The following is a 16,241-nucleotide window of genomic DNA, read 5'->3' as shown; positions in this document are numbered from 1 at the left end:
TAAAGATAGGAATAAAATGTTAATAAAAGAATACATATAGTCATATAAATATAAAGGGGGTGAGAGTTATGATGAGAGAATTTGAAATAGAAAGACAATTTAACGTTAAAATTGAAGTTTTAAAAGCAAATAAAGGAGTATATTATTTAAAAACTAATAAGGGAGAAAGATGTTTAAAGAAGATAAATTATGGCCCTCAAAAGCTATTATTTGTTTATGGAGCTAAGGAACATCTGATAAACAATGGGTTTAAAGGTGTAGATAAGTATTTTTTAAACATAGATGGAGAGCCATACGCTCTAGTTAATGAAGATCTTTATACATTATCAGAATGGATAGATGGCAGAGAATGTGATTTTCATAATATAGAAGAGGTGAAATTAGCAGCAAGAACTCTTGCTAGACTGCATGAAGCATCAAAAGGATATGACCCTCCAGAAAATTCTAAACTAAAAAGTGATTTAGGTAGATGGACTCACCTTATGAATAAAAGGATAAAATCCTTTGATAAAATGAGGGATATGGTAAGGAAGAAAAATAATAAAAATAATTTTGATTTACTATATTTAAAATCAATGGAGTTTTATAAAGAAATAGGTAAAAAAGCTTTAAAAACTTTAGAAGAATCAGAATATATGAAATTATGTGAGATAGCAGAAAATGAAAAAAGTTTTTGCCATCATGATTTTACCTATCACAATATAATTTTAGATGGAAACAATGATTGCAATGTAATTGATTTTGATTATTGCAAAAGAGAAGTAAGAACATTTGATATATCCAATTTTATGATAAAGGTTTTAAAGAGAGTAGACTGGGATATAAATTTTGCTAAAGCGATAATAGAGTCATACAATGATGTTTCACCATTTTTAGATAGTGAATATAAAGTTCTATATGCATACCTACAATTTCCTCAACGGTATTGGAGGCTTGCTAATAGATATTATTATAATGAGGTCAACTGGGGACAAAATACTTTTGGAAACAAAATTGAATCAATAATAAATGAGCAAGAATCTATGTTAAAGTTTTTAGAAGAATTTAAAAATGTATATAATTTAGAATAAAAAAAGTGCTATGAGCACTTTTTTTATTCTTCTATCTTGCGAAAGGTGATATATAAGTTTACGTTGACTTAGAGTGGAACGACTGAATAAGAAAAATTACATATGACCTTTTTTTATGTACAAATGATTAAAATTCGACATAAGATAATATAAAATAATTAACTAAGAGGGAAAAATGGAAATAGGTGATTTAGTAGTTAGGAAATCCTATGATAAAGATATTACCTTTAGAATAATAGATATTAAGGAAGACGAAAATGGAAATCCTATTTATGTGCTAAAAGGAATTAGTATTAGAATAATAGCAGATTCTCAAAAAGAGGATTTAGAAGAGGTTGATGGGCAATATGTAGGAACAAAAGAAAAAATATTAAATACAAGAGTGGATGAGGCAATAAAGAAGGCTGTATCTATGAGAGGGGATACTGAAGCTCTTAGCAAAATAGGTAGTTTATCAAGGGGGAGTAAGTCCTCTAAAGCACAACAAAATAAAGAATTAATGTTTGGAAGGCCAGGGAAAATATTGCATATAGATGGTGATAAAGAATATTTAGAAATGTGCCTTAAAGTTTATAAACAGTTGTCTTTAGAGGCAGTAGGAAGGGCTGTACCAGAAAAAAATCAACCAGAGGTTATAGTTGATTTAGTTAAAGAAATAAAGCCAGATATAGTAGTTTTAACTGGGCACGATAGTGTTTTAAGAATAACAGATGATTTTTTAAACTTAGACAATTATAGAAATTCAAGATATTATATAGATGCTGTTAAAGCTTTAAGAAATTATAACTCAAGTTATGATGAGTTAGTTATCTTTGCAGGTGCCTGCCAAAGTTGTTATGAATGTATGTTAGATGCAGGTGCTAATTTTGCAAGTTCACCTAATAGGGTATTAATTCACTGTTTAGATCCTGTATTTGTATGTGAAAAAATAGCCTATACTAGAATAGATAAGGTGGTATCTATAACAGATGTTATAGATAATACAATAACAGGGACAAAGGGAATAGGTGGTTTACAAACAAGAGGAAAATATAGAGAAGGATATCCGAGATCACCGTATATATAAATTGGTAATTAAGATTTTTAGTTCACAGTTAATAAGGGACGGTTCATAGTTATGTAAATAATTCAGCTCTGCTGAATTAAGAAATTGTTATATCAAAAATAAAGGAGTTAAAATAACTTAAAATTCAGAAACTACGAAGTGGTTTCATCATAAACTGGGAACCGTCAATTGTGCGCTGTGAACTGAATAAATTTCTTTGCAAAATTCTACAAATGTTACTAATTTATTAAATATATAAACAAAATGTATAAAAAAACAATATATAGGTATAATAATAAATGTATATTATAGCGTTAAAAAGGTAAAAGTTTACATTGACATCTTATATTAAAGGTGATAAAATATAAATTTTACTTGACAAAAAGTGGGTTTGAGAGTATAATATAAGGAGAAAGAAGGTGTTTATGTGGAAAAAGTAAAGACTATCGCCGCTATAAAGAGGGATATAGAAGATCATATAGGAGATAAAGTAACTCTAAAGGCAAACGGTGGAAGAAAAAAGATCCTAGTAAACAACGGAGTTATAGAAAGTGCTCATCCAAGCATTTTTGTAGTAAGGCTAGAAAATGATATTCAAAGGACGGTAACATACAGCTATTCAGATGTATTAACAAAGACAGTACAGTTATATTTTGCTTTATAGAGAATAGGGCTTCGAAAAAACGAGGCTCTATATTTTTTGTAGTTTTATAAAAAAAGAAAGATGGTGGGTTTCCATCTTTCAACTATGGTATAAAAGGGTATTGAGAATTTATGAGAGGTTATATGGTCAATAACCTTCTTTATAATACGACATATTTTATTGTATGTCAACATATTATTAAAAAAAAACACAAAAAACTTTAAATGATAATTAAAATTCGACATTTTTTTAGATATTAAATCCTATATTGTAAATAAGAGTAATAAATTTGTTGAAATTTAAACTTTTTATTTTAGAAACATTCCAAAGTAATATGAATAAATATATACAGTTAGAAATATATTTAGTAATAGGTATTGTATGGGAGGGGTTATATGTCACAGATAGATGTAATAAAAGAAGTGGTTCGGTATGAACAATTACTTAGGGAAAATTCAACTAATCATGTACTAAAGGGAGAATACTTAATAAGAGATTCACAATATCCTGATATGAAAGAGGTATTAGGAGTAGATTCTAAAGCTACTATAACAAATAAAGAAGTACTTGGTGATAAGGTTATGGTAGAAGGTCAGCTAGTTTATATAGTATTTTATTTACCTAAAGATGAAGTCATAACAGATTCACCAACAAATAAAATACATTCAGTTATTTTTACTGATAAATTCGCTAACTATCTTGATCTTAATAGTGATGAACATAATATAATATGCGATGTTGAGTGTGAGATAGAACATATTGAAGCTAATTGGATGAATGAAAGAAAAGTAGGCATTGATGGAGTTCTTACATTAAAATGGGAAATGTATAAAAATGGCGAATTTGAATATGTAAAAGATATTGAAGGTAAGGAAGATATACAAATCAAGAAGAAAGATGAAATGTTGAATAGTGTAAAGGGAGAAAAAGAGATAGATTTAATGGGCAAATCTATGCTTAAGGTAACAATGGATAAACCAGAAATAGAAGAAATATTGAAGTGCTCTATGAATGTTCATAAGAAGGAAATAAAACTTGTAGAAGATAAAGTATATATAGGCTGCTATTGTAAAATAGAAATTTTATATAAAGGCAAAGAAAACAAAGAGCTTATAACATTGCAAGATGATGTCTATCTTTCAAAAGAAGAAGAAATGCTAGGAATTTCAGGAGATATGATTAGCTCATTAAATCTTAATATTAAGGATCAACAATATGCAATTAATTTAGATGATTTAGGGGAAAATAGAGTAGTAGATGTAGAATTTGTAATAAGAGGAAACGTTAAGGTGTATTCTAAAGACAAGATAGAAATGTTAAAAGATGCATATTCACCTACTATGAATATTGATATTTCAAAGGATGAGAAAGAATTTGGAGCTATACATTCAGTAAACAATGTAGAAGCTACAGCAAAAGATAATATTGAATTAAAAAATTCAGATGATAGAATAGAGCAAATAATATCAGTAATGGGAAACCCTATAATAACAGATAAAATGGTTGATGATGATAAAGTTAAAGTTGAAGGTGTAGTTAAAACAGCTATAATTTACAAGGTTGCTGGAGAAGAATCAGGATATGGAATTATAACAGGTGAAATTCCATTTATTACAGCAGCTGATGTAAAGGGCGCTAAAAAGGGCATGAACGCGCTAGTTAAAGTTTCCTTAGAAAGCATAGATGCAAGTATAGAAGGTAATTCCATATCAGTGAAGGCTAATGTTGGTCTTACTATAAAAGTTTGTTATAAAGTGAAAAAAGAATGCGTAACAGATGTAATAGAAGGACCTTCAGAAGTTAAAGAAAAGAAATCATCAGTAACTATATATGTTGTTGGACAAGATGATACATTATGGGATTTAGCTAAAAAATATAATACTACAATGGATGAATTGAATAGATTAAATGAATTAGAGGGAAATGAAAACATAAAATCAGGAGATAAATTAATAATACCAGGTAGAGCATTATTCTAATTTTTTAGCGGCTATAGAATAGATTCTTTGAATTTATTCTATAGCCGCTATATTTTTTATGCTTTATTATAGAAGGTTTCATTTGGACTTTTGTGAATAATATTAAGGAAGGTTGGATAAAATAAGAAATGCATGATAAGAGGTGAGAAAATGTCAGAAAAAATTAAAGGCGACTTAATAATAATTGGAGGAGCAGAAGATAAAGAAGGAGATAAGGAAATTCTAAAAAAAGTTTGTAGTTCAATAAATAAAGAAGAAGATAATATTTTAATAGCTACAATAGCAACAGAATATCCAAAGGAAGCACTAGAAAAATATACTAGGATATTCAATAAATTAGGAGTTAATAAAATAAAAGGATTAAATATAAAAGAAAGAGCAGATTCTTTAAATAAAGAAAATATAAAACTTGTAGAAGAAGCATCACTTATATTTTTACAGGAGGAGACCAATTAAGAATAACTAGCTTAATAGGAGGAACACCTATTTATGATGCTATTAAAGAAGCAAGTTCAGATGGGTGTATAATAGTTGGAACATCAGCAGGAGCTTCAGTTATGAGTGATACTATGGTGGTTAAAGGAGAAGATGATGAATCTCCAAGAAAATGCACCTTAAAAATGGCGCCTGGATTAGGCTTAGTAAAAGGTATAATGATAGATCAACATTTTGCTCAAAGAGGGAGAATTGGAAGGCTTCTTACAGGTATAGCTCAAAACCCAGAAGTTTTAGGAATTGGAATTGATGAAGATACTGCTATAGTAGTTAAAGACAGTGGAGAAGCTCAAGTTGTAGGAAGTGGAGCTGTCTATTTTTTAGATGCCAGAAATATAACTCATAGTAATGCATCTGAGCAATATTATGATGAAGTATTAAGTATGTTTAATGTTAGTTTACATGTATTAAAAGAAGGAGATAGATTTAATCTTCTTACTAAGTTACCTTTTGAGGAGGAAAACAGTAGAAATGAAAATAATAGAGACTAAAGTCTTTAAAGGGAAAAATATCTATTCTCATAAAATGTGTATAAGGATGGATGTAGATTTAGAAGGCTATAGTGAAACTCCAAGTAAAGATATAGAAGATTTTAATGATAATCTTATTAATATGATTCCTGAATTGAATACTCATAGATGCGGAATTGATGAAGAAAGAGGATTTGTAAAAAGATTAATTGAAGGAACTTATTTAGCCCATATATGCGAGCATATAACTATAGCAATACAAAATAAACTTGGTATAGATGTACATTATGGAAAGTCCAGAGAAGTTAAAGGAAATCATTATTATATAATTTATCAATATTTATACGAAAATGTGGCTATTGAAAGTGCAAAGCTTGCAATAGATATAATAAATGCTTTAATAAATAAAATTCCAATAAATTATGATGAAAGAATAGAGTATTTAAAGAATATTTTAAAAGATGAAATGATTGGACCAAGTACAAAGGCAATATGTGATTATGCTAAAAAGGTTGGTTTACCAATTATAAGATTTGGAAATGGAGACTTTTATCAAATAGGATATGGGAAGCAGGGGAGAATAATAGAGTCATCAATAGGTACTAATACAAGTTGTGTATCTGTAGATATTTCTTGCGATAAAATGTTAACAAAGGAACTTTTAAAAACACAAAATATTCCTGTTGCACAAGGATTTAAGGTTAGAAATATAATAGATTTATTAAAATGTGCTGAGGAAATAGGATATCCAGTTGTTTTAAAACCCCAATACGGTAATAAAGGAAAAGGTGTAATATTAAGCATAAAAAATGAAAAAGAGTTACTAATTGCATATAAATCTGTAAAAGATAAGTTTAAGGATTTAATCATAGAAAAATATTATGTTGGAAATGACTTTAGAGTTTGTGTAATTAATTATAAGGTAGTAGCAGTATCTCTCAGAAGACCTCCGCATATTGAGGGAAATGGAATTAATACAATATTAGAACTTATAAATAAGCTAAATGAAAGTCCGGAGAGAGGAGAGGATCATGAAAGGTCTTTAACTAAGATTAAGATAGATGCTGAAGTTATAAAGTATATAAATGAGCAAGGTAAAGAAATAAATGATATTTTAAAAGAAAAAGAAAAATTATATTTAAGGAAAAATGCTAATTTATCTACTGGAGGGGAAGCGGTAGATTATACGGATAAAATATGTAATGAAAATATAAATTTATGTATAAGGGCAGCTAAGATGCTAGGACTAGATATTTGTGGTATAGATATATGCACAGAAGATATATCGAAGCCTATAATACATAATAATGGTATAGTAATGGAGGTAAATGCAGCACCAGGACTCAGAATGCATTTATCCCCAAGTGAAGGAGCTGCGAGAGATTTAGGAAAAGAAATAGTAAATATGCTATACAACAATAATCCATATAATATACCGGTTATATCAATAACAGGAACTAATGGAAAAACTACAGTTACAAGAGTTATAAGTCATACTTTATCTAAAATGGGATACTGTGTGGGGATGACTAGCACTAGTGGAATATATATAAACGATGAGTGTATTGACTCAGGAGATGATACAGGCTTTGAAAGTGCTAAGTCAATACTAATAAATAAAGATGTAGATGTGGCAGTTTTAGAGACTGCAAGGGGTGGAATGATAAAAAAAGGGTTAGCATATGATTTAGCTGATGTATCAGTAATAACTAATATAACACAAGATCACCTAGGTATTGATGGAATAAATACTATGGAAGAATTATGTTATGTAAAATCTTTAGTTGGAGAAGCCGTTAAAGAAGATGGTTATGTAGTATTAAATGCTGATGATTATTGGAGCAAGTCTATTTTAAATAGAATAAAAGCTAATATAATACTTTTTAGTAAGGATAGCAATAATCCGTTACTAAAACAAAATAAGCTAAGCAATATATGTGTTTATTTAGAAAATAAGAATATAGTAGTGGTTAATGAGGGCAAAAAACATACTATATGCAATATAGATGAGGTTCCAATTACCTTAGGTGGAAAATTAATGTTCAATGTTGAGAATATACTTGCAACATGTGGAGCTTTAGTGGGACTGAAAATAGATTATTGCATGATAAAAAATGGAATAACAAGCTATTTATTAAACTCAGATAAGAATGCTGGAAGATTTAATTGTTATAATGTTAATGGAGTGAACGTTATTTTAGATTATGGACATAATATAGATGGATATAATGCTGTTCTTTCAGCTGTAAAATATATAAATAAAGGTAAGTTATATGGAATAGTTGGAATACCAGGAGATAGAAGTGATGATATGGCATTAGAAATAGGTAAAATATCATCACATCATTTAGATTATATAATAGTAAAAGAAGATAAAGATTTAAGAGGCAGAAAACAAGGGGAAATCGCACAATTAATAGTTGATGGGGTGAAAAAAAGAGATACTAAGAAAAAATATGAAGTTGTATTAAGAGAAGAAGAAGCATTAATAAAAGCTCTCAATATTTCTCAAAAAGGAGATACTATAGTAATGTTTTTTGAAGATATGGCCCCATTAGTTAATATAATAAATGAATTTTCTATATACAAAGATGAGAATAGTTATATAGATAAAAGTATTTCAAATTAAGCTTTCGATATTCCTAGTTTACTATATAAGTAAAAAAATATATAATAAAATAAACTTCAGAGTTAGACTCTGAAGTTTATTTTGAAATATTTGTACTATAGTGAAAGGAAATAAAAGTATGAGAAGTAAGGCTTATGCTAAGATTAATATATCATTAGATATAATAGGTAAAAGAGCAGATGGATATCATTTGTTAGAAATGATTATGCAATCAATAGACTTATATGATGAGATTACAATAGAAAAACAAAAAGAAGATATTACTATAAAGTGTAACAAACAATATGTACCCACTGATGAAAAAAATCTAGCTTATAAAGCAGCTAAATTATTTAAGGAAAAATATAATATAAATGATGGAGTATATATATATATAAAGAAAAACATACCTGTTTGTGCAGGTTTGGCAGGTGGGAGCACGGATGGAGCAACCGTCTTAAAAATAATGAATTCATTATTTAATGTAAATGCTTCAAATGAAGAATTAATGGAATTGGGCCTTAAATTAGGAGCTGATGTTCCTTACTGTATTAAGGGGGGAACTGCATTATGTGAAGGGATTGGAGAGAAAGTAACGGAATTAAAGAATTTTAAAGATAAAATTATAGTTCTAGTTAAACCTCCTTTTGGAGTGTCAACCAGAAGTGTATATCAGGAATTTAATATTGAAAAAGCTAGAAATCATCCTGATACAAATTTGATAATTGAAGCTATGGAAAAAGATGACTTAAGGCTAGTATGTAGTAATATGAAGAATTTATTAGAAAATGTAACATTAAGAAAACATAAAATCCTCATAAATATAAAAGAAGAAATGAGGTATTATGGTTCTATAGGAACTATGATGAGTGGGAGTGGACCTACTGTTTTTGCATTTTTTGATGATATGTTAAAGGCTCAAAGATGTTTTGAAAAAATGAAAGAAAAATATAATGATGTATTTATTACAAGAACAGTTTAAAATATAAGTATAAACCTCCTAAATTTGGCAATAATTTAGCTATAAGGGGGTTTATAGTATGAAAAGAATTATTATTAGTTTTTTTATAGTTATTTTATTTATTAATATGACAGGCTGTTCAAGTTATTACGGAGGACAAGTCTTTCAAGAAAATGACGAGTTAGTCTATGAGGATATAGTAAATAAAATAATAAGATTCCATGTAATAGCTAACAGTGATAGTGAAGAGGATCAAAATTTAAAGTTAAAAGTAAGAGATAGAGTTATAGAGTATGTATCAGATCAATTAGAAGAGTGCAAGGATTTAAATGAAGCTAGAGATTTTATAATTGAAAACAAATCTACAGTAGAAAAAATTGCCGAAGATGTTATTAAGGAAAATGGATATTCATATAATGTAACAAGTATGCTTTCAAAAGAGAATTTTCCAGATAAAGTATATGGAGATTTAGTTTTTCCGCAAGGAGAGTATGAAGCCTATAGAATACTTATAGGAAATGCAGAAGGACAAAATTGGTGGTGTGTAATGTTTCCTCCGCTGTGTTTTGTAGATGAAACTAAAGATGCTGTTGACTCTGATGATATTAAAGAAAAGATTACAGAAGAATCAGGCAAAATTAAAGAAAATATCACAAGAGAAAAAGATAATAAAAAATCGAAAAGTGATATTAAATTTAAATCTAAATTTATTGAATTATTATTTGGAAATAAGGAGAAATAAACTATAAAAGTAAAAATATAAAACTTGATAATTTTTATTAATAAATTTAAACTATATGATATAAAGAAAAATATATAAGTTGAAAAGATGTAATCGGACAAGCTAAACTCAAAAATATAGAAATTATAAAAGATATTGGTAGTAGCAAATATAAGAGGATTTAAAAGAATTATTATAGAGTAGATGGAGGCAGAATATGAAGAAAAAAGCAATTATATCATTAAAAAGTTTTAATGACTTAGATGAGCAAGATGTAATTGAAGTAGTAACACCTGGAGAATTTCTTGTAACTGAAAATGGTTTTAAAGCCATTTATGAAGAAACAGAGATATCAGGAATGAGCGGTACAACAACTACATTAACAATGCTAGATGATGCTTTATTACTTGAGAGGGAAGGTAGTACAAGCGCAAAAATGGACTTTAAAAAAGGAGAAACATCTATATCTTTATACAATACCCCATATGGTGTTTTGGATTTACAAATACATACTGAGTATTTAGAAGTGGATATTGATGAAAATGGTGGAGACATCGTTGCTAAATATTCAATGGAACTTGCAGGGCAACCGCCTATAACAACTAAATTGGCGGTGAATGTAAAAATAAATTAAAATTTTAATCTTAGTAAAGGGTAAACAAATTCCTTTTTACTAGGATTTTTTTGTATTTAATTTTAAGTTTATATATAAATTACTTTAATCCTAATAGGAGAATTAGAATAATTAATATTATATATAAACTGCCGTCTGAATATATGTCATAAATATTGGTAATAATATAAAGAATAAGAGGTGATATAATGAGTAGTACAAATAATTTAGATAAAACGGCAATAGTTATAAATGTTTTATGTACACATTTAGGAATTGATGCAAGTGATATAAATAAAAAGTTGAAAAAAAGAGAAAATAAATATATGTTTTTATTATTATTGAAAAATTATAAATGCTTAGATAGGGAAAAAGTAAAAGAAATGCTAGAAATTATTAGTGATAAGAGTATAAATTATAATATTAATAAGGCTCAAGAAAAGATATTGGTGAATAAAGAATTTAGAGAAATGTATTTTAAAATAGAAGAAGGGTTAAATAAAATAATATAAATAAATAAAAAATATATAGATTTATTTATTTATTTATGTTATTATACTACTTATTGAATTTAGACATTATGAACCCATCATAAATAGTGAGGTAATTATGATTATATCAAGTAGGGAACTTAGTGTCAAGAGAATAAATAAAAAAATTTATTTTTTGGAGGAAAATTATGAAAACTAAATATGTATTTGTAACAGGAGGAGTAGTATCTTCTTTAGGAAAAGGAATAACAGCAGCATCATTAGGAAGGTTATTAAAAAATAGAGGACTTAAGGTTTCTATACAAAAGTTTGATCCATATTTAAATGTTGATCCAGGTACAATGAGTCCATATCAGCATGGAGAAGTATTTGTTACTGATGATGGAGCAGAAACAGACTTAGATTTAGGTCATTATGAGAGATTTATAGATGAAAATTTAAGCCAAAATAATAACGTAACAACAGGTAGAATATATTGGTCAGTAATATCTAAAGAAAGAAGAGGGGAATACTTGGGTGGAACGGTTCAAGTAATACCACATATTACAAATGCAATAAAAGAAAGAGTTTATAGAGTGTCTAAAGAAAAAGAAGTAGATGTGGTAATTACAGAAATAGGTGGAACTGTTGGAGATATAGAATCACAACCCTTTCTTGAAGCGATAAGACAAATTAAATATGAAGTTGGTAGAGAAAATGTATGCTTTATTCACGTAACATTGGTTCCATTTTTAGGTAAAGCAGGAGAATTAAAAACTAAGCCAACACAACATTCCGTTAAAGAATTGAGAAGTATAGGAATACAGCCAGACATAATTGTTTGTAGATCAGAAAAGGAATTGTCAGAGGATTTAAAATCGAAGATAGGATTGTTTTGTAATCTAGAAGCTAAATGTGTTATACAAAATTTGGATGCAGAACATTTATATGAAGTACCACTAATGTTACATAAAGAGGGATTAGATAGATTAGTTTGTGAAAAACTAGAACTAGGATGTAGAGATATAGACAATACTGAATGGATAGAAATGGTCAATAAGGTTAAAAATCTAAAAGAAAGTGTAAAGATAGCGTTAGTAGGAAAATACGTTGAATTACATGATGCATATATTTCAATAGTAGAAGCACTAAATCATGGAGGATTAGCTAATAACTGCAAAGTTGAAATAAAATGGATTAATGCAGAAGGTGTAAGTAGAGATAATAGTAAAGAAGTTTTAGGAGATTGTGATGGAATATTAGTTCCAGGTGGATTTGGAGATAGAGGAATTGAAGGGAAAATAGAATCTATAAAGTTTGCAAGAGAAAATAATGTGCCATTCCTTGGAATATGTTTAGGAATGCAATGTTCGGTAATTGAATTCGCAAGAAATGTACTAGGGTATGAAGGTGCTAATAGCGCTGAAATTGATCCTCAAACTAAATATCCAGTAATAGATTTGATGCCAGATCAAAAGGATATAGAAGACTTAGGGGGAACTATGAGATTAGGATTATATCCATGTAAATTGGATGAAAATAGCAATTCATATAATGTTTATAATGACTTATTAATATATGAAAGACATAGACATAGATATGAATTTAATAATGAATTTAGAAAAGTTATAACAGATGCAGGCATGAGTATTACAGGAGCAAGCCCGGATGGAAGGTTAGTTGAGATTGTGGAAGTGAAGGATCATCCGTGGTACGTTTCAGTACAATTCCATCCGGAATTAAAATCAAGACCAAACAGACCACATCCATTATTCATAGGATTAATTAATGCTTCATTAAATAAAAAATAAAGTGTAATATAAATAAGCTAAGAATTTTATGTTCTTAGCTTATATTTTTCAGTATATATTAATTAATTTATTTAATTCTTAAAATTGAAAATTTAGAAAATTAAAATATTATTACAATAATCATAGACATAGATAATAGAAGTTTAGTAAAATTAATAATAAATTGCGAAGTAATTTTAGTTAGTTCACAGTGTACAATTCACAGTTCACAGTTTTTAGAATGAAGTAATAGGTAACAGGTAACAGGTGTGAGGGAAGATGAAAGAAATATTAGATTTTTCAAGGCGAAATAATGACTAGATATACAAGGAAAAGCTTAATTTGTTTTTAAATAAAATCTACCTTATGTCAAGTAAATTTTAAGTTTTAAATAGCAGGCATTGAATACTTAGTGAAGTTGAGTGTAACGATAACTGAACTTAGTATGAAAGCCCATCTACTGAAGCTTGTCTGAAGTAGATGTTCATTTGACGAATACACTTAGTGAAGTTGAACGCAGTTACAATTGAACTTAGTATGAAAGCCTATCTACTGAAACTTGCTCAGAGACAGATGTTTCTTAATTTTTGTTATATATTTTACACTTATTACTTGTTATCTGTTCCTTGTTACCTATAAAATGAAAATAACTGTGAACTGTGCCTTGTGAACTAAAATAAGTATTGAGGTATTAAATAATGAAAATAAAAAGTATAACTTTAAAATTATGTTTACTACTAGTAACATTTATAATTGTAGTTTCAATAATTATAGGAACTTGGTCTATAAAAGATACTAATAATATAGTTCAAATAGAAATAGGGAAAATGAATAATGAAATATTGGAAGAGGTAGCAGATAATATTTCAATACTTTTATCTAATATTGAAGAAATAGGTAATAATATTGTGGAAGACAATAAGTTAGTAAGTATTTTATCTATTAAAAAGGAAGATGTTTTGAACAATACTCAAGAAGCAATAGATGCTGATAAATATGTAGAAGGTCTATTAAATGAGCAAGTATGGAGATATGGAAAATATAATATGAAGCCTGAGCTATATGTAATTTCTGAAAACGGTTTTAGTTTTGGAACTTATTCAAAAAATAAGTACACAATGAAATCCATAAAAAATGAAGTCTGGTATAATGAAATAGTAAAAGCTAATGGAAATACCGTGCTTATAAGTACATTTGAAGATGAAGATGGAATAGGTCCGTACAAATGCATATTTAGAATGGGAAGATTAATTAAGGATTTGATTACAGATGAAACCTTAGGCGTACTTATAATGGATGTAAGTGAAAAAATGTTATATGATAGATATAATAGAATTATCAAAGATGGAAGAAGTATTTATATTATAGACAAAGAAGGAAATATAATATCAGGAAGAGATAAAAGACTTATAGGAAAAAATTACTATAAAGAATTGGATTATGGAGATTATTTAAAAACAGAAGAATGGTACTCTATATTTAAAAGAGATAATACAGATTATATGAAGTTAATAGATACATTAGATAGATATGAATGGTCTATAATAGAGGAAATACCATTACATATAGTTAGACAACCTATAAAACAAATAACACAAAAGTTTCTTTTGACTTTAGCTTTAGTAATAATAGTTTCATCAGTAGTAGTATATAAGATTTCTGTTTGGGTTACTAAACCTGTAATTAATATAAAAAATACAATAGAAAAAGTAATGAAAGGAAACTTAAAAGTTAAAGTTGAAATTGATAGAAATGATGAAATAGGTGATTTAGAGGAATCTTTTAATAATATGGTTAAATGGCTAGATGACTCTATAGAAGAGATAAAGGAAAAAGAAAAGCAAAAACGTATTGCAGAATTGAGTTTTCTTCAGGCTCAAATTAATCCACATTTTCTATATAATACATTAAGTGGCGTTAGATTTCTTGTATCAATGAATAAAAATGAAGAAGCAGAAGAGATGTTATATAAGTTTTCTAAGCTTTTAAGAAGTATATTACCAAAAGCTAGTGAATTAATCTCTCTAGAAGATGAGATAGAAATGATCAAGACTTATACGGATCTTCAGAAAATAAGATATCCAGATAGTTTTGTTGTAAATATAGATATAGATAATGAAATAAAACATACAATGGTTCCAGCATTAATATTACAACCAATTGTAGAAAATGCAATTTTTTATAGCATGGAAGGTGAGAATAGAAAAGGTGAAATAAAAATAAAGGGATATATAGAAAATCAAAATATACTTATAGAAATAAGCGATAATGGTAAGGGGATGAGCAGTAGCCAAATAGACAAGGTTTTTAATAATAAAGAATCTATAAATAGAGTAGGGTTGATAAATGTTCACGAGAGAATACAGTTAAACTATGGTAAAGAATATGGAATAGAAGTAAGTAGCAAAGAGGGAATCGGAACTAAAGTTATATTTAAATTACCTAAATAAGGAGGGTTTTTATGCTAAATGTATTAATTGTAGAGGATGAAGCTCCAATAAGGGAATGGATAGGATATACTATAAAAAATATATCGGAAGAATTTAATGTTATAGGTAGCGTGAATAATGGTAAGGAAGCTTACGAATTAGCCTTAAACTCTAAGCCTGATGTAATAATAACGGATATAAAAATGCCAGTTATGGATGGAATAGAATTATCTAAAAAAATAAAAGAGTTATTTCCGGAAATTTATATAATAATATTAACTAATTTTGCTGAATTCTCATATGCAAAGGAAGCAATAAGTTGCGGAGTCTATGAGTATTTAATAAAATCAGATATTAGACCCAAGGAATTAAGCGAAATATTAACTAAGATAAATAATAAAATAAAAGCTATAGGAGATAATACTAAAGAGCAAAGATTAGAGAAAAAAGATATAAATAAAAACAAATCTTATTCTAGATCAATTGATAAGGCGTTGAAGTATATAGATAATAACTATAAGAATCATATTTCTTTAATGGATGTAGCTAAACATATATATCTATCTCATGAATATTTTTCAAGACTTTTTAAAGAAGAGGTAGGAGAAAATTTTAGTACTTATTTAACAATATATAGAATTAAAAAAGCAAAAGAATTAATAAAAAATACAGATATGAAAATATCACAGATTGCATCTGAAGTAGGATATTCTAATGCAGGGTATTTTTCTAAGAATTATAAGAAATACACTGGAGTTTCTCCAGAAGAAGATAGGTATTGATAAGTTTATAACTAAATGTCAAATAAATTATAAAAAATCAATATTTTATAAATAGATATAAAAAAACATATTTGATAAATAAAATTAATAATCCAAATAAATTAATAATTTAATTAATCTAACTAATTCTCTATATAAGTAAAGGTTAATTTATTGTATAATTAT

Annotated in this window: 12 protein-coding genes and 1 pseudogene; all 13 read left to right on the top strand. The window is 27.7% G+C overall.

Annotated features, from left to right (window positions below; translation table 11 throughout):
- Positions 1–68 precede the first annotated feature (68 nt).
- Positions 69–1,070 carry a CotS family spore coat protein gene (locus tag A500_RS16910; protein ID WP_016208786.1) on the top strand — a complete coding sequence of 334 codons (1,002 nt, stop codon included), beginning with the start codon at positions 69–71 and terminating at the stop codon, positions 1,068–1,070.
- A 175-nt stretch (positions 1,071–1,245) separates the two neighbouring features.
- A complete protein-coding gene (yabG, locus tag A500_RS16905) occupies positions 1,246–2,136 on the top strand; it encodes a sporulation peptidase YabG (protein WP_016208785.1) in 891 nt (296 codons plus the stop codon).
- 406 nt (positions 2,137–2,542) lie between these two features.
- Positions 2,543–2,779 carry a Veg family protein gene (locus A500_RS16900; protein WP_008676552.1) on the top strand — a complete coding sequence of 79 codons (237 nt, stop codon included), beginning with the start codon at positions 2,543–2,545 and terminating at the stop codon, positions 2,777–2,779.
- Between the two features lie 374 nt (positions 2,780–3,153).
- Positions 3,154–4,737 carry a DUF3794 and LysM peptidoglycan-binding domain-containing protein gene (locus A500_RS16895; protein WP_016208784.1) on the top strand — a complete coding sequence of 528 codons (1,584 nt, stop codon included), beginning with the start codon at positions 3,154–3,156 and terminating at the stop codon, positions 4,735–4,737.
- A gap of 150 nt (positions 4,738–4,887) precedes the next feature.
- Positions 4,888–5,723: pseudogene (locus A500_RS16890) on the top strand (cyanophycinase).
- Positions 5,704–8,331 carry a cyanophycin synthetase gene (cphA, locus tag A500_RS16885; protein WP_016208783.1) on the top strand — a complete coding sequence of 876 codons (2,628 nt, stop codon included), beginning with the start codon at positions 5,704–5,706 and terminating at the stop codon, positions 8,329–8,331. The pseudogene A500_RS16890 and the gene cphA overlap by 20 nt, the downstream one beginning before the upstream one ends.
- Positions 8,332–8,449: 118 nt before the next feature.
- Positions 8,450–9,292 carry a 4-(cytidine 5'-diphospho)-2-C-methyl-D-erythritol kinase gene (gene ispE / locus A500_RS16880; RefSeq protein ID WP_016208782.1) on the top strand — a complete coding sequence of 281 codons (843 nt, stop codon included), beginning with the start codon at positions 8,450–8,452 and terminating at the stop codon, positions 9,290–9,292.
- Positions 9,293–9,350: 58 nt separating this feature from the next.
- Positions 9,351–10,013, top strand: a complete 663-nt coding sequence (gene spoIIR, locus A500_RS16875) for a stage II sporulation protein R (RefSeq protein WP_016208781.1) — start codon at positions 9,351–9,353, stop codon at positions 10,011–10,013.
- Positions 10,014–10,209: 196 nt separating this feature from the next.
- Complete coding sequence (locus A500_RS16870) at positions 10,210–10,626, top strand: YwiB family protein (RefSeq protein ID WP_016208780.1); 417 nt, start codon at positions 10,210–10,212, stop codon at positions 10,624–10,626.
- Between the two features lie 188 nt (positions 10,627–10,814).
- On the top strand, positions 10,815–11,117 hold the full coding sequence (locus tag A500_RS16865; protein ID WP_016208779.1) for a hypothetical protein: 303 nt from the start codon (positions 10,815–10,817) through the stop codon (positions 11,115–11,117).
- Positions 11,118–11,284: 167 nt separating this feature from the next.
- The gene (locus A500_RS16860) at positions 11,285–12,886 is read left to right on the top strand and encodes a CTP synthase (protein WP_016208778.1); all 1,602 of its coding nucleotides are present in this window, start codon (positions 11,285–11,287) and stop codon (positions 12,884–12,886) included.
- Positions 12,887–13,563: 677 nt separating this feature from the next.
- Complete coding sequence (locus tag A500_RS16855) at positions 13,564–15,315, top strand: cache domain-containing sensor histidine kinase (protein ID WP_016208777.1); 1,752 nt, start codon at positions 13,564–13,566, stop codon at positions 15,313–15,315.
- Positions 15,316–15,326: 11 nt separating this feature from the next.
- Positions 15,327–16,076 carry a response regulator transcription factor gene (locus A500_RS16850; RefSeq protein WP_016208776.1) on the top strand — a complete coding sequence of 250 codons (750 nt, stop codon included), beginning with the start codon at positions 15,327–15,329 and terminating at the stop codon, positions 16,074–16,076.
- The last annotated feature ends 165 nt before the right edge of the window (positions 16,077–16,241 follow it).

Source organism: Clostridium sartagoforme AAU1 (genome assembly GCF_000401215.1).
In the GTDB taxonomy this organism is placed as follows: domain Bacteria; phylum Bacillota; class Clostridia; order Clostridiales; family Clostridiaceae; genus Clostridium; species Clostridium sartagoforme.
The sequence above is the reverse complement of the archived record's forward strand: the minus strand, read 5'-3'. Positions and strand labels throughout refer to the sequence as shown.

What these genes read in the sequence shown, in the direction of transcription:
- A500_RS16855 (WP_016208777.1), top strand. Translation starts at nt 13,564, where the DNA reads ATGAAAATAAAAAGTATAACTTTAAAATTATGTTTACTACTAGTAACA.
- yabG (WP_016208785.1), top strand. Translation starts at nt 1,246, where the DNA reads ATGGAAATAGGTGATTTAGTAGTTAGGAAATCCTATGATAAAGATATT.
- A500_RS16850 (WP_016208776.1), top strand. Translation starts at nt 15,327, where the DNA reads ATGCTAAATGTATTAATTGTAGAGGATGAAGCTCCAATAAGGGAATGG.
- A500_RS16910 (WP_016208786.1), top strand. Translation starts at nt 69, where the DNA reads ATGATGAGAGAATTTGAAATAGAAAGACAATTTAACGTTAAAATTGAA.
- ispE (WP_016208782.1), top strand. Translation starts at nt 8,450, where the DNA reads ATGAGAAGTAAGGCTTATGCTAAGATTAATATATCATTAGATATAATA.
- A500_RS16895 (WP_016208784.1), top strand. Translation starts at nt 3,154, where the DNA reads ATGTCACAGATAGATGTAATAAAAGAAGTGGTTCGGTATGAACAATTA.
- A500_RS16860 (WP_016208778.1), top strand. Translation starts at nt 11,285, where the DNA reads ATGAAAACTAAATATGTATTTGTAACAGGAGGAGTAGTATCTTCTTTA.
- A500_RS16865 (WP_016208779.1), top strand. Translation starts at nt 10,815, where the DNA reads ATGAGTAGTACAAATAATTTAGATAAAACGGCAATAGTTATAAATGTT.
- cphA (WP_016208783.1), top strand. Translation starts at nt 5,704, where the DNA reads ATGAAAATAATAGAGACTAAAGTCTTTAAAGGGAAAAATATCTATTCT.
- A500_RS16870 (WP_016208780.1), top strand. Translation starts at nt 10,210, where the DNA reads ATGAAGAAAAAAGCAATTATATCATTAAAAAGTTTTAATGACTTAGAT.
- spoIIR (WP_016208781.1), top strand. Translation starts at nt 9,351, where the DNA reads ATGAAAAGAATTATTATTAGTTTTTTTATAGTTATTTTATTTATTAAT.